21 protein-coding genes are annotated in these 16819 nt (G+C 57.9%); 11 read left to right on the top strand and 10 right to left on the bottom strand.

Annotated features, from left to right (window positions below):
• Positions 1–229: 229 nt before the first annotated feature.
• Together P0D96_RS38790 and P0D96_RS38785 are read right to left on the bottom strand one after the other, a co-directional pair.
• Positions 230–544 carry a hypothetical protein gene (locus P0D96_RS38790; RefSeq protein WP_408183678.1) on the bottom strand — a complete coding sequence of 105 codons (315 nt, stop codon included), beginning with the start codon at positions 542–544 and terminating at the stop codon, positions 230–232.
• Between the two features lie 193 nt (positions 545–737).
• On the bottom strand, positions 738–1316 hold the full coding sequence (locus tag P0D96_RS38785; protein ID WP_408319100.1) for a diguanylate cyclase: 579 nt from the start codon (positions 1314–1316) through the stop codon (positions 738–740).
• 377 nt (positions 1317–1693) lie between these two features.
• Here P0D96_RS38785 and P0D96_RS38780 point away from each other — a divergent pair, with 377 nt between their 5' ends.
• From P0D96_RS38780 to P0D96_RS38765, 4 genes are all read left to right on the top strand, one after another.
• Positions 1694–2422, top strand: coding sequence for a CBS domain-containing protein (locus P0D96_RS38780; protein ID WP_408319098.1), 729 nt, complete (start codon positions 1694–1696; stop codon positions 2420–2422).
• Positions 2423–2582: 160 nt separating this feature from the next.
• A complete protein-coding gene (locus tag P0D96_RS38775) occupies positions 2583–2765 on the top strand; it encodes a hypothetical protein (RefSeq protein ID WP_408319096.1) in 183 nt (60 codons plus the stop codon).
• 139 nt (positions 2766–2904) lie between these two features.
• Positions 2905–3357, top strand: a complete 453-nt coding sequence (locus tag P0D96_RS38770) for a hypothetical protein (RefSeq protein WP_408181802.1) — start codon at positions 2905–2907, stop codon at positions 3355–3357.
• A 516-nt stretch (positions 3358–3873) separates the two neighbouring features.
• Complete coding sequence (locus tag P0D96_RS38765; RefSeq protein ID WP_408181801.1) at positions 3874–4593, top strand: hypothetical protein; 720 nt, start codon at positions 3874–3876, stop codon at positions 4591–4593.
• A gap of 180 nt (positions 4594–4773) precedes the next feature.
• Here P0D96_RS38765 and P0D96_RS48830 read toward each other — a convergent pair whose 3' ends face one another.
• Both P0D96_RS48830 and P0D96_RS38760 read right to left on the bottom strand, forming a co-directional pair.
• A complete protein-coding gene (locus P0D96_RS48830) occupies positions 4774–5016 on the bottom strand; it encodes a hypothetical protein (protein ID WP_494478617.1) in 243 nt (80 codons plus the stop codon).
• Between the two features lie 708 nt (positions 5017–5724).
• Positions 5725–6189, bottom strand: coding sequence for a PRC-barrel domain-containing protein (locus P0D96_RS38760; protein WP_408319094.1), 465 nt, complete (start codon positions 6187–6189; stop codon positions 5725–5727).
• A gap of 280 nt (positions 6190–6469) precedes the next feature.
• Between P0D96_RS38760 and P0D96_RS38755 the strand changes: the two genes are divergently transcribed.
• Both P0D96_RS38755 and hfq read left to right on the top strand, forming a co-directional pair.
• Positions 6470–6685, top strand: coding sequence for a hypothetical protein (locus tag P0D96_RS38755; protein ID WP_408291913.1), 216 nt, complete (start codon positions 6470–6472; stop codon positions 6683–6685).
• 405 nt (positions 6686–7090) lie between these two features.
• Positions 7091–7372: an RNA chaperone Hfq gene (gene hfq, locus P0D96_RS38750; RefSeq protein WP_408291911.1), complete on the top strand. Its 282-nt coding sequence runs from the start codon at positions 7091–7093 to the stop codon at positions 7370–7372.
• A gap of 49 nt (positions 7373–7421) precedes the next feature.
• Here hfq and P0D96_RS38745 read toward each other — a convergent pair whose 3' ends face one another.
• The 3 genes from P0D96_RS38745 to P0D96_RS38735 all read right to left on the bottom strand — a co-directional run bounded on the left by P0D96_RS38745 (position 7422) and on the right by P0D96_RS38735 (position 9273).
• Positions 7422–7640, bottom strand: coding sequence for a cold-shock protein (locus P0D96_RS38745; protein WP_408319092.1), 219 nt, complete (start codon positions 7638–7640; stop codon positions 7422–7424).
• Positions 7641–7905: 265 nt separating this feature from the next.
• The gene (locus tag P0D96_RS38740; protein WP_408181793.1) at positions 7906–8286 is read right to left on the bottom strand and encodes a response regulator; all 381 of its coding nucleotides are present in this window, start codon (positions 8284–8286) and stop codon (positions 7906–7908) included.
• Between the two features lie 462 nt (positions 8287–8748).
• Positions 8749–9273 (bottom strand): hypothetical protein, encoded by a 525-nt coding sequence (locus P0D96_RS38735; protein WP_408319090.1) that lies wholly within the window; start codon positions 9271–9273, stop codon positions 8749–8751.
• Positions 9274–9677: 404 nt separating this feature from the next.
• Here P0D96_RS38735 and P0D96_RS38730 point away from each other — a divergent pair, with 404 nt between their 5' ends.
• On the top strand, positions 9678–10334 hold the full coding sequence (locus tag P0D96_RS38730; protein WP_408319088.1) for a response regulator transcription factor: 657 nt from the start codon (positions 9678–9680) through the stop codon (positions 10332–10334).
• Between the two features lie 43 nt (positions 10335–10377).
• Here P0D96_RS38730 and P0D96_RS38725 read toward each other — a convergent pair whose 3' ends face one another.
• The 3 genes from P0D96_RS38725 to P0D96_RS38715 form a co-directional block, all read right to left on the bottom strand.
• Entirely contained in the window at positions 10378–10749 is a 372-nt protein-coding gene (locus P0D96_RS38725) for a response regulator transcription factor (protein WP_408181790.1), read from the bottom strand.
• Between the two features lie 154 nt (positions 10750–10903).
• Positions 10904–12736 (bottom strand): ATP-binding protein, encoded by a 1833-nt coding sequence (locus tag P0D96_RS38720; RefSeq protein ID WP_408319086.1) that lies wholly within the window; start codon positions 12734–12736, stop codon positions 10904–10906.
• Between the two features lie 307 nt (positions 12737–13043).
• Positions 13044–13976 (bottom strand): DMT family transporter, encoded by a 933-nt coding sequence (locus P0D96_RS38715; protein ID WP_408319083.1) that lies wholly within the window; start codon positions 13974–13976, stop codon positions 13044–13046.
• Positions 13977–14304: 328 nt separating this feature from the next.
• Between P0D96_RS38715 and P0D96_RS38710 the strand changes: the two genes are divergently transcribed.
• The 4 genes from P0D96_RS38710 to P0D96_RS38695 all read left to right on the top strand — a co-directional run bounded on the left by P0D96_RS38710 (position 14305) and on the right by P0D96_RS38695 (position 16737).
• Positions 14305–15030, top strand: a complete 726-nt coding sequence (locus P0D96_RS38710) for a haloacid dehalogenase type II (protein ID WP_408291900.1) — start codon at positions 14305–14307, stop codon at positions 15028–15030.
• 115 nt (positions 15031–15145) lie between these two features.
• On the top strand, positions 15146–15871 hold the full coding sequence (locus tag P0D96_RS38705; protein WP_408181783.1) for a haloacid dehalogenase type II: 726 nt from the start codon (positions 15146–15148) through the stop codon (positions 15869–15871).
• A gap of 47 nt (positions 15872–15918) precedes the next feature.
• On the top strand, positions 15919–16407 hold the full coding sequence (locus tag P0D96_RS38700; RefSeq protein WP_408181781.1) for an Lrp/AsnC family transcriptional regulator: 489 nt from the start codon (positions 15919–15921) through the stop codon (positions 16405–16407).
• 81 nt (positions 16408–16488) lie between these two features.
• Complete coding sequence (locus P0D96_RS38695) at positions 16489–16737, top strand: hypothetical protein (RefSeq protein WP_408181779.1); 249 nt, start codon at positions 16489–16491, stop codon at positions 16735–16737.
• Positions 16738–16819 lie beyond the last annotated feature (82 nt).

The following is a 16819-nucleotide window of genomic DNA, read 5'->3' as shown; positions in this document are numbered from 1 at the left end:
CGGACGTCGAGCCCTTCGAGCGGGCCTCGGTTCCCGCATTCCAGCATTGCGGCAGCGAGTCGCGAGTTGCACTAGTCGAAAGCTGTCGATTCCAAGTCTCGCCCCTTGAGCGATGTTGACTCGGTGTGCAACCCGCTGTTATCGCGTCGGTGCCAGCTCACAACGTGGCCTACACGCCATGCCCGACAGCGCGTAGAACGCCACTACAGTCGTGACGAGAGCCTTCGTACTACTGGCCGTTTTCCCTTGAGCCGCCCGGTCCACCGTTGACGTCGCTGTTCGCGCCGCTACGCGTGCCCCTGTTCAGACCATTGGTCTTGCCGCTATTGGAACGCTCCGTCGCAGGATTACTGCGCGCCGCGCGGTCGCCACTACCCGTGACGTCGGGAGACCCGTAGCCCGTCTCGTTCGGGGTCTGCATCGAACCGGCGCCGACGTCGGGTGTCGGGAGCCCGCCAGCGGCGCCGCCGGCTTGTGCGTATGTAATTGGCGAGAGTGCCATCACGAGAGTCGAAGCGAAAAACGTCCTGGTTATATGTTTCATGGCTCACCTCCATGCAAGCGTGTGCCGCTCACATGAATAGGTGCCGCAAGGGACGTGCCTTGTGTCAGTAAATGCCTTGAAGTTTGCCGGCGCCAGAGGGCTGGTGCTCTGCGCGCCCGGCAACATGCTTGCCCGCACTCGCTACGTCAAGTACAGAGGGCCGCTGTCCGTGGTTTGCTATGCACTGTTCGCGTCACAATCCTGAGCCATCTTTGTCGTCGGCCCCGGCCGCACATGTCTGGTTCCGTCCTCGCCGCTTCGCCGCATATAGCGCTCTATCCGCGGTCGCAACCAGGCTAAGGCTGGCTCCGCCACTGTCCACTTGTTGCGCCGCCACTCCGCAACTGACAGTGACAATACCGGCGGCGGAAGCGACATGTGGAATCTGGAGACTTTCAACGGCCTGCCGGATGCGCTCGGAAACTACGCGCGCTCCGTCCGGGTCCGTTTCCTTCAGAATCAATGAAAACTCATCCCCACCGTAGCGCGCGACTGTGTCTCCAGGACGTTTCACCGAGTATGCAATAGCTTGCGCTATTGCGCGCACACATTCATCGTCAGCCTGATGACCGTATCGGTCGTTGTAGCTCTTGTATCCGTCGATATCGACCATGACAATCCCGACAAAACTGCGGCCTTCTTTCCAGAACTCCGGCTGCGATTGAAGTGCCAGTTCGCGGTCGAAGTACCGACGGTTAAAAACGCCGGTATAGAGTCGGTTGTTGACCTCAGTGACATCCGCGAGGGCGGGCCAAACGATTGGCCGCTGCACCTCCCGCCAGGGTCAGCCTTCGCCATCTTGTCGGCACGCGATTCTCTTCAGACTGTCGCATCGAACAGTCACCTCAAAAAATCGATGCGCCCGATTGATGTCGTTTTGTCTGCCACTGGTTCAGTGACTTTGCTGTTGTTGCGTGTCTGGTCCGAGGCACATAGACTTCCTGGCGAAGGCCCTGGAGCGGCTTATTATCCGCCAGACGATGCCCAGTCCGGGCGCGTCACCCTCGCTCGGGGCCACTCGTCCATCGGGGCCATCCGATAAATGGCCAGACCCGTGTCCACTACCGCAATCCGCAAGGTAGTTCGCGCGCGCGTACCTATTTCACAATTGACCTTAATAAGGGGCATACCATGCTAGTTAGAGAACGGATGAAAGCGGCGGTCTGTCTGGAGCCGGAGGAGACCTTGGCCGCGGCAGCGCGTCTGCTCAAGCGGGACAATATCGGCTGTCTTCTCGTGTGCCTGGACGGCAAAGTTCTGGGAATGATTACCGACCGCGACATCGCGATGCGCGGCGTGGCGGATGACCGTGACTCCAATCGGATGAAAGTGAGCGAAGTGATGTCGTTGGACGTAATTCGGTGCAGCAAGGACGACTCAGTCGAATCTGCAGTGCTGACCATGCGGACGGCACATGTACAAAGGCTCGCGGTCATCGACGGCGACGGACATCTGGTCGGCATCATTTCCATGAGCGATGTGGAGGGTGGTGCCTCGGAACGGCGCCCCTACGAAGTCATCTTCTACAAGGAAATACTGGATTATGCGGGCCTGCCGCATCACACTGAGCTGATGCGCGTCTCGGTCGCCCAGGGAACGAAACAGGAGGCGGTGGAAGCGGCCATCGCACAATTTGAAAAAACTCAGCACGTCTCGAACTGGGCCACGGTCGCCAATGGATACGATGTCGTGAGCATTCATGTTGATGCAAATGGCGCGCAAGTCGAAGAACTCGAGTGCACTTCTGAACGCGACGCCCGTATCCGTGCCCGCGCGCGAACATTGTGGGAACAGGGCGGTGCCCCGGAAGGACGCGACGCACAATTTTGGGAACAGGCAGCCGGAGAGACGGATGCGGAGTACCTGCCCGCGAAATGACGGCCACCGGCACTAGCTGCTCGCAAGCCCTTCCTTGCGAGCCCGTCCCCACTTCTGGCAGCGTAACGGTTCGACCGTCGGCCGCAAATCGTTCAACCCTGACTGCAGCATCGCGTGCGGGTGGCGCACCGAGTTACTGCTTTCCTCTTCGGAGCATGCGATGACGAACCATCCAAAGGAACAGACACGCGGTGTCAGCCGCAAAGATGACCAGGACAAACTCGCGGATGATATCGCAGACAGCGACCGTGACTCAGCGACGCCGGACAATGCTGCCCCTATCCTACAGTCCGAGGACAACGAACAGCACGACGAAATGCGCGACGAAGACGCACCGGAATAAGAGGCGAGAGAGATAGGCGCTGCGCCAAAACACAGACGGTACGACGAACTGGAAGTCATGCTGCTTGCGCGCTTGCCCGGCCAGGTATAGCCCTTGCGCGCTTGAGTGCGCATCAGCTGATGACGTATGGAGGAACCGCATGCCGCAAGTTATCGTTGCGCTGTTCGGCTCATATCATGACGGCGACGAGGCGCTTCGCGCGCTGCAGGCATTGGGGTTAAGCCTGGACCGTGGACATTTATACCAGGCAGGAAAACGAGCCCCGGCGATGCCTGTTCCTGTCAATACTCCAGAGCTGGATTGGCACCTCCACGAGTTCGCGGAGTATGCCGCGCATGGCGAGCGTCCGTGCGCAGGCGCGAACCGATACAACCCGGAGACGGAAGATTTTGGCCTCAGCGCCGACACTGTGGCTCCCGTGGGCGTGGACACAGCCTCGCGTACGCTTCTTATTATTGAGGACATAACTGGCCTGAGACCCGCCACCGCTTGCGAGGTGCTTTACGACTATGGCGCGCTCGCAGTAAAGGACGCGGCCGGCCACTGGCGCTTCTCACCCCACCGGAAGGTCTGCCGCAGCCAGGAATCGTGATTTGATTCGACGGCCAGTTTTGCGACGCCGTGGTGGGAAGTGCCTGGCTAACCGAGCGAATGCGGCGAACCACGTTAACGCACGCAGCCGTTGCAGAGTCGCACCGTTCATCGGTGATGCGGGCACACCATGCGACATTGTGCCTAGCTTCGAAGTTGCGGCGGGACCTGCTCAATGTTGAAATACTGGTCGCCTTTAGCGAAACTGCGAGGTGCGAAAAAGAGAGAACGCTCAACACGGCGAGCAAAATAGCCGCAACAGACACCGCCATGATACGAGCCGATTATTCCGCCTCAGAGGTGCAAGCCGAGCGCCCCGCACCCAGCCCCCCATGCCGCCAAAACCGTCGCGCAATCCACTTACGATGTGCGTCTACGCGGAGCCGGACCGTGACGCCGTTTGTGCTATCCAAGTCTCCCGGGAACGCCTGTTGCGTCGCTATTGCGCGGTCGAAGCTTCGGATTTCTTAGTTGTTGAGACCGCGTTTGAACAGCCTTCAACCTGGGAAACGCCATCATGCAGATTCTTGCCACTCAAACCGGCCTGCCTCGCGTGTCATGGGGTGCCATTTTCGCCGGCGTAATCCTGTCACTCATTGTCTATCTCGTCCTCAGCGTGCTCGGGACAGCCATCGGCGCAACACTCCTGTCTCCGCTATCGCAGCCTGACCCGATGCGCGCATTCGGTTTTGGCTCAGGCGTCTGGATGATTGTCACGACGGTCGTTGCGGTCTTCACCGGTTCGTATCTCGCTGGTCGATGTGCACCTGTCCTCGGATGGCTGCACGGCGTGCTCGCGTGGGCAGTCATGATTCTTTTCGTCGTGTACGCCATGGCGTCCCTCGTCGGGGGTGCTGTCAGCGTTGCCGGCAACGTCGCCACGGCGGGCGCGACTGTAGGCGCCGCGCAGGGCCAGGCGCCCGGCGGCAACCCGGTGGTCGACTCGGTCAGACAACAGGTTCAGAGCGTGGTCGCGTCGGCAGCCTCGGTAGCTTCGAGCCCGCAAGCCGAGCAGAACGCACGCCAGGCTGCGGATACCGCTGCCCGTGCCGTCGCTCGCGCGACGTGGTTTTCGTTCGCCGCGCTTGTCGTGGGCGCAATCATCGCTCTGGGGTCCGGCAGTCTCGGCTTTCGCCATCAACCCCTTTACGAGGAAGGAGGCGGCTCGTCCAGCGACGCCGCAGTACGCGCCGCACGCGGAAGTGGGGGCACACGTACCAACAGTCCTGCCCGTTGACGCCTGACGGCTGGCGTTCGGTTTTGCGCGAGGAACATGCTTCTGATGGGCGTCGCCCGGTCGACCGTCCGGCGCCCACGTCGACCTGAAGGAGATTGTGTCGAAGTTCGCGAGACCAGCGAGCGGCCGGTCGTCTCCAAAACTTCGCGAGTGGTCCAGGAGGCGGAGCGACAACACGCGTCAAGTATCTCTGCCTTCGGGGTAGAAAGTATCGGAGGTCTCGTTATTGTGGACTTCTCCGGAACCGTAACATCGTGTACAGAGCTGCCACCGCCCTCCGTCGCATTTTGGGCACGTGATGGTGTTGGACGTGTGAGACATGTCTGAAACAGTCTCGATTTCAGTTATCTGCACTTTTCCCGTCCCGCCACATTTTTCGCACTTGATTTTTCCTTGGCCACCACATTGCTGACAGGTAGTCATGGTCTCCCTTCCTAGTGGTTAGGTGTACATGACCATACTACTCCGAGCGCCTGAGAACACGAAGCCAGATGCTGGCCTCCACGAACTCGTGCAGTTCCTTGACGCGACGAGAACTTGTCGGCGTGGTCCTGGGCCGATTGTGCTTTTTGAGAACACGTGACGCACCTCCGCGGCGGTCAGCGCCACATCGAGCCTTTGTAGCACCCTCGGCTAGCGCGGATTGCCCTTAAATACGCTGGCAAGATGCCGATTGCTTTCCGTCAGAGGTCGCCGAGGTCCTAGCTACGACCGAGGTGTGTCGCGAAAAATATAAGTTCGTTTAGCTAGAAATGTCTTTAAGTTCTTTCTTCGAGAAAGAATTGCCTTTGACATCCAAGCCATTGACTGGATGGCAGTCTTTTTCCATCGTGGATGACGGTCCTAGGGCCCGCGTAAAAAGAGTTTTTTTCGATAGGGTCTTCTGGGAAGTCACGATACGCCGGAGCGGAAAACATGCGTTCGTTCACAGCAGAGTTCGTCCTGGACGGCAGTGAAGACCACGGCACCATGATTTCCAACTTGGGTGAACGTTCGAAGGAAGGATTCGTCTGTCCGTTAACGTTCATCTGGTTCAAACGTGACTGCATCCCTCCTGAAAATTTTGGTTGCCGCGCCATGCCGTTTCCGTCAATCGTGGCGCGGCTATCACCATGCAGTTGGTTCGCGCGTTCAAATATCGGTGTCTATTCCCGAGTCGAGGTCCCGCGTCGCCGACCAGTAGGGATAACGGTTGTAATACTGATGTACCTGAGTCCCCCACGTTGTATCTGCCATTGCAGGCCAATGGTCCTTGTCAAAACCAGGGTCATCCTTGAGCTGTTGCGCGCTGATGTCCACGCGGAAGCATTTCGCATCGGTATCGAGTGTCAATGCGCTCCATGGCATAGCGTGCAGCGTCGTGCCCATTCCAAGAAATCCGCCTTCGGACAGCACCGCGTATGCAATCCTGCCAGCGCGAACGTCGAGCATGATGTCCGAGATTTTTCCGACGTCTTCGCCATCGGAAGTCACCACCTTGGTTCCATCGAGGGTGTCCGCAGCCATGACGTCCGGGCCCGGGCCATCGCCTACTCCCGTGCCGACAATGCGGGCCCCGGCGCCAGACGGGCTTCCTTGCGGGTCGAGTGCGCTCATGATTTCCTCCTGTCAAAATAGGGATTAACAGAGGTGAGCAAGCGCTATACCCACGTGAGACCGCGGAAGGACGTCGTTTGGTAGGGCAGAGGCAAGCCAACGACCAACCGCACCTCGTGGAAACCGCCCTGCAAAGAGCTACTGCTACACTTTTTCGATGGGAAATCTTGCTCGGGTTCAAAACGTAAGGCGAGCAGCGCGGTGCAGGGTTCCTGGGCATGCCCGTTGCAACTGATGAAGATTCGCCCGAGTAATGAGAGGCGCAAGCAAAGGAGGCATCATGGCAGACGCTTTCAAACCCGGCGAAATCGTCACGGTGTCGGGTGTCTATTCGGTCGTTCTTGAAGGTGGCGACAACGAGGGCCGGACATTCGATGCCACATGCGTTGAGGGTGACCGCTTCCCGCCAACGCGCACTGGCGTCGGTGTTCACTACGAGCTGAAGTACGGAGCGCCTTACTCACACCGGCACCCTGAGTTGAATCCGGGCAGGTAATAGGCACCGGCAAGCCGTATCGTGACGGAGTCATGAGTGACATCGGACTGCCGGACATGGGACGGGTATCAACTGGTCCGGACATTCCGTCAACTGGAGTGCCTTGCCGCGACGACCTTTGTGGCGATTACCGGTCATGCCGATGACGCGGGCAGGAAGGCAGCCGTTGAGACGCGCTTCGATATCCATGTGCCCAGCCCCGCCGATGCGAGCAAGTTCGAGCAGTTTCTGATTGAGCGAAGAGAGACAATTAGACATCCATAATGAGAAGAGAATCGCAGACCGTTCGTGTTCGCGTGGTGCGACTCTACGCCGCAGGGCCGCAGTAACGCACTTCATCTGGATTGACTGGCGGTTCCAGGTGTCGCCGGTACAATCGAAGGACCTATCGCTAGGACCTCGAACATGACCGCACCCCCGGCCGTACAGGACGTTTTTTTGCGGATGCTCGTAAACGACAAGACCGCGGTAAACGTGTTCCTCGTAAACGGCATCAGACTGAACGGTCAACTGGCCGCCTTTGACCAGTTTGCAGTTCTGCTGGAGTCTGGTCCAGGTGTGCAAGTTGTTTTCAAACATGCCATTTCGACCGTGGCGCCGGTCAATGGCAGGGGCCAGGCACGTGAGCCGACCGAGGTGGCAGTGAGTGGTGACAAGTCGAACCACTTGCGAAGTCGCGTCCGATGAGAACCAACATGACATGCTGTGGCCACGCGACAGCGAGAGCGCTGCGGTGTCAGATGAGCTGTATGTTTGGCCGCCTGCTTACCCGCGGGCCTTGCTTCACGTCAAAGCTGACCTTCTGGTTTTCCTGCAGCGATTTGAAGCCTTGTGCCTGAAACTCGGAGAAGTGCGCAAACAGATCCTCGCCACCATCATACGACGTGATGAGCCCAGAACCCTTCGCATCGCTGCGGAGGGGTAAGCTCTCACGGTTGTTCGAGCGCGTTTTCAATCAGCCGTTGAACAAGCTAAATCCGGCCATCAGGGCCTCTGCTTCAGTTGCGAAAGGTCGTTCGCCCACGTTAGGCAAAGAGGCTTTCGACAGTTCCCGCCGTACCCGGCCAGGCATCCACCGCGGTTATCCGGACAGTACTGCCCCAAATCATAGAGACGTCGTATGGAGTCCTGGGCATATCGATATCCCGAAAAATAGCTGGCTACCATACGGCGGCGAGGAATTCGTCATCCTGTTTGTGGACTGCGAATATGACGGGGGGCTAGGCTGCCAGAAGACAGCTCGCATTGCTGTCGCGCCGCGCGTCTTCGAGGACCCGCAAGAGCGTTTCCAGAGAGAATGGTTTTTGCAGACACACATCGAAGAGCCGAGCAAACTCTGCATTGCTATCGCTGTCACCCGTCATCGAGGCAACAAAGGGCCTGGGGAAGACTGGCCTGTCAAGCAGCGACAGCGCAACGGCACTGCCGTTGATGCCGGGGAGGTTTTCGTCCAGGAGAACGAGGTCGAAAGCGCCGGCTCGGAGCAGCTCCAGCGCAGTCTCCCCGTCGGGCGCCATAACGGCGCGGTGACCAATGCAGTCGAGCAGGAAGACCAGACTGTCCGCGACGAACTCGTTATCGTCGACGACGAGCACATTCATTCAATATCCTTATTACGCGAAGTTCGCGGCGCTGCCAAGAATGCTTCTTATGTAATAAGATATTATTAAATGGCGTTGCCTATACGTTAGTTTTACAAATTAATATCTAAGTATAACAGGACATAACGGCAGCAGCGCAGCCCCAAGGGCTCCGGGGCTTCGCTTCAACGCGCGGGACCTGCCTAGCCTCACTCTCTATCGCGGGCAATTGACAGCCCCGCCAGAAAGGCCTTGTAGTCAAATTTCGAAGTCCGCGCTCTTCCGCTGGCAGATAGTTCTGCTTAACTTCATACACCAGTTAATTGTTAGTGGAAGTGTTGAAAGACTCGTCGACGTGCAATGAAGGCTGAAACTAGTCACCGCACGGTGCGACGCTGCCGCGCGTTGGCGAGCTGCGTCCAGTTCATCCACGGGCTCAGCTGTCGGGGGAACTGTTGAACACGAGCGCATCTCTGTTAGCGTTCAATGCGAATGCCCGTGGCCTCCGCCACCGCCCCGGTAATGGCCGCCACCCATACCACGCCCGGGGTATCCGTGGCCACCCCAGCCGCCATGACCGCCCCGACCGCCTCGATATCCGTGACCCCAATAGCCGTGGTGGCCCCAGTAGCCGTGTCGGCCCCAGTAGCCGTGCCGGCCACCGCCGTAACAGCAGCCGCCCCAATAGCCGAAGCTCAGCGACACCGACGGCCCCCACCACGCGGGCCGTCCGTAGTACGGATACGCGACGGGGTAATACGCAGGGGCGACGAAGACGGGCACGGCTGGTGCGATATAAGTGGTCGCCGACGCAGTCGCATCTGACGCGGCTGTACCGGCTGCGGCATCGGGCATCGAGAAAGGATATTGCTGCGGCGCGGCCGCCGCCACTTCGCCGTATGGAACGTAGCCGTAGGGCGCGTAGTAGTAGCAACCGGACAAAGCTGCGGACAGGACCACCACCGCAACGAGGCCGCCCGCGCGCGACGTTGCATCCGGCGTTTTCATAACGTGCTCCAAGGTCCGATGCGACGCTACAGGCGGCGCGTCTTTAATACAATTACCTTACAGCAAGCACGATGCCCGGACGTCCCGGAATTGAAGGACAGTACGCGTCAGATTTCGGCCGGGTGGAACGGTGGCGAAAAGGTCAACCATTCATCGGTCGTCGTTGGGGGCGGCACACACTGAGGGAATCGGTGCTTGTTCCTCGGTTCGTCAACGGATGGCTCTGACCCTGGCCCTGGCTCGTAGGTAATTTCGATGGGTTGCCGCTGATTCTGCTGGAAGGTACCGTGATGTTTGCCGCGCTGTCCGGCGATGGTGAGTACCCCCTCCACTATCATGCGATGTGATGCGACCGCGTTGCGGCTTCGCGCGGTACCCAGGTGACTGCTGGTCCGACCCACCGAATGACGACTGAAACCGCTGGAGCCGACGGTCCGGTCGTCTTTGTCGTCGATGACGACAAGGGAATCAGGCATGCCCTCGACACGCTTATGCGCTCAGTAGGCTTGCGCGTCGAAACGTTCGAGTCCCCGGACGAATTTCTCCGGTTTCCTCGCTCCACCGGGCCAGGCCGCCTCATCCTCGACGTGCGGCTCCGCGGGAAAAGCGGCATGGCGTTTCACCAGGAAATCGTCAATAGCGGCATGCGCATTCCCGTCGTCTTCGTGACCGGTCATGGAGACATCGAGATGGAAGTGAAGGCGATGAAGGCCGGCGCGCTGGACTTCCTCGCCAACCCGTTCAACGACCAGGACATGCTCGACGCAGTGGCTCAGGCGCTGGCACAAGACAGTGAGCGGCTCGCGGCAGAGGCCGCGTTAGCCGGCCTGCGCGCCTCGTACCAATCCCTGTCAACGCGCGAGAAAGAGGTGATGGCCTCTGTGCTTTCCGGCCTGCTGAACAAGCAGATTGCCACCGAGATGAACCTCAGCGAAATCACGGTCAAGGTTCACCGTGGACAGGTAATGTGCAAGATGAATGCGCGCTCGATGCCAGACCTTGTCCGCAAGGCCGAATCGCGTGGTATCCAGCCCCGTCTGTTCCACCGCGGTCATCATTGAGCGCCGTCGTGCGTTAGCACTTCTGCAAAGCGTCGATGACTCGCTAGGGATTTCCGACAGCGACCGAGAGCCAGTGAATCATTGCAGTGGCCTGGTAAGGCTTCTGCAACAACACAAGTGCGCCGTTACTCGCCGCTTTTGCCTGCAATGCCGGCGTCGGATATGCACTGATAAAGATGGTGGCCGGGGCATGTCCCTGGGCACAAAGGCGCTCATGCATCTCGATACCCGACATCCCGGGCATGCGGATGTCGGAAATCAGGCAGGAGGTATGGGCGGCCTGCCCGGATGCAAGAAATTCTTCTGCCGACTCATACATCTGCACCTGCCAGCCAAGCGACCGGATAAGGCCGCCTAACGCGACACGGACAGCTGAATCGTCGTCGACAATCGAAACGACTGGCGTAATTTGCAAAACGAGGCCCTCGACTATTCTCTCTCGGCATAACGTGTGGTCGGTGCCGCCCGTCTCTCCTGATCAGCAGATTACTGCGCAACGGCGTTCAGTGACATCGTACGAATTTTTATGTGAACCGAACCATGTGCACGCCGGTCGCCGTGTGTCACTTTCACACCTCCTCCTCTATGGATGGCGGAAGGCTGAACGAGAACGTCGCACCACCGTCAGGGTTGTTGGAGGCCCAGATTTGCCCACCGTGGGCTTCAACAATAGAACTGGAAACAGCCAGCCCCATTCCCATGCCGGAACTGCGTGTCGTAAAGAACGGTTCAAAGAGTTGCGGAAGATTGGCCTCCGGGATGCCAGCCCCCGAATCCCTTACCGCCACGACAACATTGCCTTCAGGGTCAAGGCGGGACTGGACGATGAGTTCGCGCCTGCCGTCGACGCTCGCCATCGCCTGCAGACCGTTGATGATTAAATTGACGAGCACCTGCTGGAGCTGCACACGGTCGCCCCGTATCAGCGGTAGGTCCCTGGCAAGCCGACGTGTCAGCGAGTCACTCTGCCGCTCAATATCCCGCCTGATAAGGATAATCGCCTCTTCGACCACGTCATTGATTGCAATCGCTGCCCGGTCCGGCGGCGCCCCCTTCATGAGCGCCCTCACACGTTGCACGATTTCTGCAGCTCGATTCCCCTGGTCTGTCATGTGGCTCACGCAACCCTCTATTTCTTCCATGTTCGGAGGCTGGCGATGCAGCCAGCGCAGACATGCTTCACCGCTTGTTACGATGGCGGCCAGGGGCTGTCCCACTTCGTGGGCAATTGATGCACTCAGCTCACCCAGCGCCGTTACCCGGCTTACGCGTTCCAGTTCGCTTTGCGCATGCCGCAACCGCTCCTCTGTCTGCTTCGCCGCCGTCACGTCCATCACAGCCCCGATGAACGCTCTATTGTCCGGCTGACCGCTCGCTGACCTCCCAACGACGTGGAGGTGCTTGATGCGTCCATCAGGAAAAAGCAGACGATGCTCGATGGTAAAGTCGACGGTGAAACCGCGTGCCTTTGTAATCTTCTCCTCGAACAGGGGCATATCGTCGGGATGCACCCGCTGCCTGATAAGTTCAACGCTGGGCGCGACCGCCAGGTCGTATTCGAAGATAGAAAAAGTCTCGTCGGACCAGAGGAGTTCGCCGCTCGAGACATTCCAGCCAAAACTGCCGGTCCTGCTTAGCTTCTGCGCTTCGGCGAAGTACTGCGCCTGACTCTTCCGGAGCAGTTCTTCGGCATGCTTGCGCTGCGTGATGTCGTTGTTGGTCTCAAGCGTGGCCAACGGATTTCCCGCGCCGTCGCGCTGCAGCGCCCAGCGGCTCGTCACGATTATCTTGGTGCCGTCCCGCCTAGTGTGGACTAACTCGCCCTCCCACTGGCCGTCGCGAAGAAAAATCCGCTGGAGCTCGTCTCGAGGCAGCGGGAACGCCGAACACAGAAATTCGTCAATGAACTTGCCAATCGCCTCTTCTTTCTTCCATCCATAGAGTGTCTCTGCTGCCTGGTTCCAGTACGTAATCACGTTATTTTTATCGCGCACGATGATGATGTCGTGTGTCAGTTCCAGCAGTTGTGCCTGCGCGCGCTGCGTCTTTTCCACGCGGCCAATCCGCCTGACGAGGGTGGTGATTGCGATTGACGTGACGAGAAAGGCAACAAGGGAGAATAAATCCCCGGGTTTGCTGATGTGGAAGCTATTGATGGGTTCCATGAAAAAATAGCCGAGCAACGCGGCGCCGGCAACCGAGAAAATAAGCGATGAGATGAAGCTGTCCAGCAGGGACAGGAGAACAACGATAACCAGCAGAAAGAAGCCGGCGGTGCCCAGTTCCTGCTCCAGAAGGCCGCAGGTCACAGTAACGGCTCCGAGCGCGACACAGCCTCCCATCCACAGCGTCGCCAGGTATCGCAAGCTTCTGCTTTCATGTGAAGAAACTGTCGTGCGCACGGAAAGTCTCCCTTTAGCGCCGCTGCACCCACCGCGTGCATCGGTCTCGCGACAATAGTCGACGCTTCTGACTTCGCCGTCTATCCGGCTCGCATCCTATCCGGTTAGCAAATCCTTTTCGTCGAACGCATCGCTACGAACATCCCGCATGACGATGCGCTTACTCATTTTCTCTTGCGCAGAGAGATGCATCAATTTAATGGCTGGGTCGGCTGAATGCTCAGCTGCGCTCCGACACACCCACGAATCGCCAAGCCTAGCTCGCCGCCTACAAGTCAGGAGCCGAAGTAAGGTCTTCACGACTCAGTCAGAGCGTAGGAGCGTCGCCGCTCGACCCAACAGTGCCTTTGACTTCGTAGAGCTTGTTTTTCTTCGCTCGGGCCTTCTTGCCGCTCCGAGCCAAGGCTATGGAAGCAGTGACCATGGCGACGCCTAGCCACAACGTAGGTGATAACTTTTGTTCCGCATGGAACCCGAGAAATATGGTCGAGAGAACGGGCGTCGCATAGCTCAACGCAGTCGTTGTGCCCGTATTTCCCTTCTTCATTCCGAAGTCCCAAAGGTAAAACGCAAGGCCCATGGGGCCTACGCCCATGTAGACCAGAACTAGCCAGTCCTGTGCCGTCAAGCTCGGCGTTTCCCTCGTCGCAAAATGTAATGCGAGACACGCCAATCCCGCGGGTAGTGAAAATGCACCAACCGAGAGGCTGGAGACGGAGCTGTAACGCTTGCCGAGTATTGAGTATCCGGCCCAAGCGAACGCTGATACCAAAGCGAGGAAGTATGCGGCGGCTTGTCTGAGGACGTGTTGGCCGACAAGGCTTGTTGGGTCGCTTGCCAAGAGCGGCTGCTGGACCGACCAACACGCGGCAGCTGCCCCCCCGAAGCCGAGAAGAGCACTGAGGAACAGAGTTCGGCGCTCTCCTTCTCCGGATGATGGACGGCCAGCCATACACACGATAATAATCGGCCACAAATAATGAACGAGGCTCACGCCGATGGGGTCGCCGAGTTTTAGCGCGAAGAAGTAAATGACGTGGTAGGCGAACATCAACCCGCTTCCGAGCAGCAGAAGGCCCAGGGGTAGCTTCCAATGCCGCACCCATGGCAGACCGATAACGCCGCCTATCGTCAAAGCAATACCATTGACGAACAAGATGGGTATGCCGTGCAGGAGGTCAACGCTAGTCGCAAGCGTGCTCCACATCAGAATCGTCATCGCAATACCAAAAAGGGCCATCTTGTCTCTCCCAAAATGACCAATCTGCAGCACCTACCTGCCGCTGTCTTCCTGCCTGAAACAGTAATTCAACGATGGCGTTTCGTAGCTTTTAGAGAGACGAGATAAACAGGCCGTAAGCGAGTGTCTTTGTTTTCAAATGAGGTTCCCGCGCGGTGGCATGTCGTCGCCTCCGCGAGCAACAAAGCGACCGGGACGTCCAGCAGAACCTGCTGCGGAACCTGATGAAGACAGTAAAAGCTGCTGTTCGACTGCTGGATTAAAGTTCTGATTGCCGTCCGTGCTCAATACACTGTGGTCTTCATCTGGACATCTGATAGGAGCTACCGTGGAACTCACCGACTTCGACACACTGACCTTTGACTGCTACGGAACCTTGATTGACTGGGAGACTGGCATCTTCGCGGGACTGCGGCCCTTGCTCGAGCGCGCCAAGGTGCCGCTCACGCGAGACCAGGTATTGGAAGCGCATGCCCGTCACGAGTCTTCGCAGCAGAAGTACACGCCGGCGAAACGCTACCAGGAATTGCTGCCCATCGTCTACAAACGACTGGCCGAGGAATGGGGCCTGTCGTTCACACACGAGGAATGCGTGACGTACGGTCAGTCCGTCAGGAATTGGCCCGTATTTGAGGATACTGCGGCTGCGCTGCAGTACCTGAAAAAGCACTACAAGCTTGTCATCCTATCGAATATCGACAACGAGAGCTTCACTTACAGCAACGCCAAGCTGAAGGTCGAGTTTGACGCAATCATCACGGCGGAAGACGTTGGCTCTTATAAGCCATCACCGCGAAACTTCGAATACATGCTGGAAAAGCTCGGCGACCGTGGGATAAAAAAGGAGAAAATCCTTCATACGGCCGAAAGCCTTTTCCATGACCACAAACCCGCGAATGAGTTCGGGCTCGCATCCTGTTGGATTTACCGCCGTCATTCGCAAACGGGCTTCGGTGCGACGATGAACCCTGGCTCGCAGCCGAAAATTGACTTCCGGTTCAACAGCATGGCGGATTTCGCCAAGGCACACGAGGAAGCATTTTCGAAGAAGTAAGACAATAATGTCTTGTCGGCATCGAAGACACGCGTGCTGTTCTCGTATTCAGGATGCTGACAAGACCATTGCCGCGTGATGGGGTTTTTGAAGATACTGAAACACAGGAGGCGCTGTGGCTTTGACAGATTTCAAGGCACTCACATTCGACTGCTACGGGACTCTGATTGACTGGGAGTCAGGCATCGCATCAGGTTTGTCGGAACTCGCATCGAGGGTGGCAGAACCTCTAACGCGTGACGAAATCCTTGAAGCGCACGCGCGCCATGAGTCGTATCAGCAGAAAATCACGCCTGCGATGCCCTACGACCAACTTCTCCGGGTTGTGTTCAAGCGTCTAGCGGAGGACTGGAGCGTACGTTACAGTTGGGATGAAGCGGTTGCATATGGTGCCTCGGTCGGCGATTGGCCCGCTTTCCCAGACTCAGCTAGCACGCTTCAATATCTGAAAAAATATTTCAAGCTGGTGGTCCTGTCTAACGTGGATAACCGAAGCTTCAAAGCGAGCAACGCGAAGCTGGGGGTTGATTTCGATGCAATCGTGACGGCCGAGGATGTCGGGTCATACAAGCCATCGCGAAATAACTTCGAGTATCTTTTCTCGACGTTGTCAGCGATGGGAATCAAGAAGGACGATACACTCCATATCGCAGATAGCATCTACCACGACCATGAGCCTGCGAGTGAGCTGCAGCTTCGCTCATGCTGGATTCACCGGCGCTACGAGCAGCGTGGATTCGGCGCAACGCTGAAGACATCTGTCGAACCAGCCGTCGACTATAAATTCACGAGCATGGCGCAGTTGGTCAAGGCGCATCATGAGGACCTGGCTAACGGATAGCATAGTCGCCTTCGACTGACACAGTAGCCAATTCGAGCACGCACGATATGCGACAGAAGCTTGACCGGACCGATATCAAAATCCTTGCCGAACTGCAGAGGAACGGCAATATGACGAACGCCAACCTTGCAAGCGCCGTCGGGTTGTCCGCGAGCCCTTGTCTGCAACGTGTGAAGCGTCTCGAATCAGCGGGAATCATCTCTGGCTACGGGGCGCATTTGAACCTGGCCAAGCTGACCAGCACGGTGACCGTGTTCACCGAAATCATGCTGCATGACCACCGGCGCGAAGACTTCACGCGCTTCGAAGCAAACCTGCGGGACTTTGATGAGATTACGGAGTGTCACCTGGTCAGTGGTGGATACGACTACTTGCTGAAGTCCATCGTCAAGAACATCGGGCACTACCAGGAAGTCATCGAAAAGCTGGTAGACCGCAATATCGGAATCGAGAAGTATTTCAGCTATATCGTGATTCGGTCAACGTTCGTCAAGCAAACAGTGCCGCTCGACAAGTTGATGTCTGAAGACGACTAACGGAGCATGTGCGGGATGACGAGGGTTCAGTACGTCTGCAACTCTAGCAGCAGGACAATCCACGGAAAACTGAACGAGAACGTGGCTTGGTTCGACTTCCATCAAGTTGCCCATCTGTTTGGCATCAAGCCCGAGAAGGCGGCCCAGTTGCTCTGGCAAGTCGGCGCGACCGGCGAAATCAACGCAGACATCGATGTCAAACAGTACGACCGGAGCAAGTACCTGTTGAGCCACAGGGCGGTCGTCGCCGTTGGATACCACATTAACTACGGCCGGGCCGCCGCGTTCCAGAAATGGTGCGCGTCCGAGCTGACGGCTCTGCTTCACTGAATCGCACTTGTACGCGTCGGCGTTCGCCAGGCGTTCTGAGCCGGCGAAGAAAAAGGCCACCGTCCGTGCTGGATGATGGCCT

It is taken from the genome of Paraburkholderia sp. RL17-347-BIC-D (assembly GCF_046027915.1).
In the GTDB taxonomy this organism is placed as follows: Bacteria; Pseudomonadota; Gammaproteobacteria; order Burkholderiales; family Burkholderiaceae; genus Paraburkholderia.
This window is presented reverse-complemented; position numbering and strand designations above follow the sequence as displayed.

Excerpts from the sequence above, each read along its gene's own strand:
- P0D96_RS38790 (WP_408183678.1), bottom strand. The coding sequence starts at position 544 with ATGAAACATATAACCAGGACGTTTTTCGCTTCGACTCTCGTGATGGCA.
- P0D96_RS38780 (WP_408319098.1), top strand. The coding sequence starts at position 1,694 with ATGAAAGCGGCGGTCTGTCTGGAGCCGGAGGAGACCTTGGCCGCGGCA.
- P0D96_RS38775 (WP_408319096.1), top strand. The coding sequence starts at position 2,583 with ATGACGAACCATCCAAAGGAACAGACACGCGGTGTCAGCCGCAAAGAT.
- P0D96_RS38770 (WP_408181802.1), top strand. The coding sequence starts at position 2,905 with ATGCCGCAAGTTATCGTTGCGCTGTTCGGCTCATATCATGACGGCGAC.
- P0D96_RS38765 (WP_408181801.1), top strand. The coding sequence starts at position 3,874 with ATGCAGATTCTTGCCACTCAAACCGGCCTGCCTCGCGTGTCATGGGGT.
- P0D96_RS48830 (WP_494478617.1), bottom strand. The coding sequence starts at position 5,016 with ATGACTACCTGTCAGCAATGTGGTGGCCAAGGAAAAATCAAGTGCGAA.
- P0D96_RS38760 (WP_408319094.1), bottom strand. The coding sequence starts at position 6,189 with ATGAGCGCACTCGACCCGCAAGGAAGCCCGTCTGGCGCCGGGGCCCGC.
- P0D96_RS38755 (WP_408291913.1), top strand. The coding sequence starts at position 6,470 with ATGGCAGACGCTTTCAAACCCGGCGAAATCGTCACGGTGTCGGGTGTC.
- hfq (WP_408291911.1), top strand. The coding sequence starts at position 7,091 with ATGACCGCACCCCCGGCCGTACAGGACGTTTTTTTGCGGATGCTCGTA.
- P0D96_RS38740 (WP_408181793.1), bottom strand. The coding sequence starts at position 8,286 with ATGAATGTGCTCGTCGTCGACGATAACGAGTTCGTCGCGGACAGTCTG.
- P0D96_RS38735 (WP_408319090.1), bottom strand. The coding sequence starts at position 9,273 with ATGAAAACGCCGGATGCAACGTCGCGCGCGGGCGGCCTCGTTGCGGTG.
- P0D96_RS38730 (WP_408319088.1), top strand. The coding sequence starts at position 9,678 with ATGACGACTGAAACCGCTGGAGCCGACGGTCCGGTCGTCTTTGTCGTC.
- P0D96_RS38715 (WP_408319083.1), bottom strand. The coding sequence starts at position 13,976 with ATGGCCCTTTTTGGTATTGCGATGACGATTCTGATGTGGAGCACGCTT.
- P0D96_RS38700 (WP_408181781.1), top strand. The coding sequence starts at position 15,919 with ATGCGACAGAAGCTTGACCGGACCGATATCAAAATCCTTGCCGAACTG.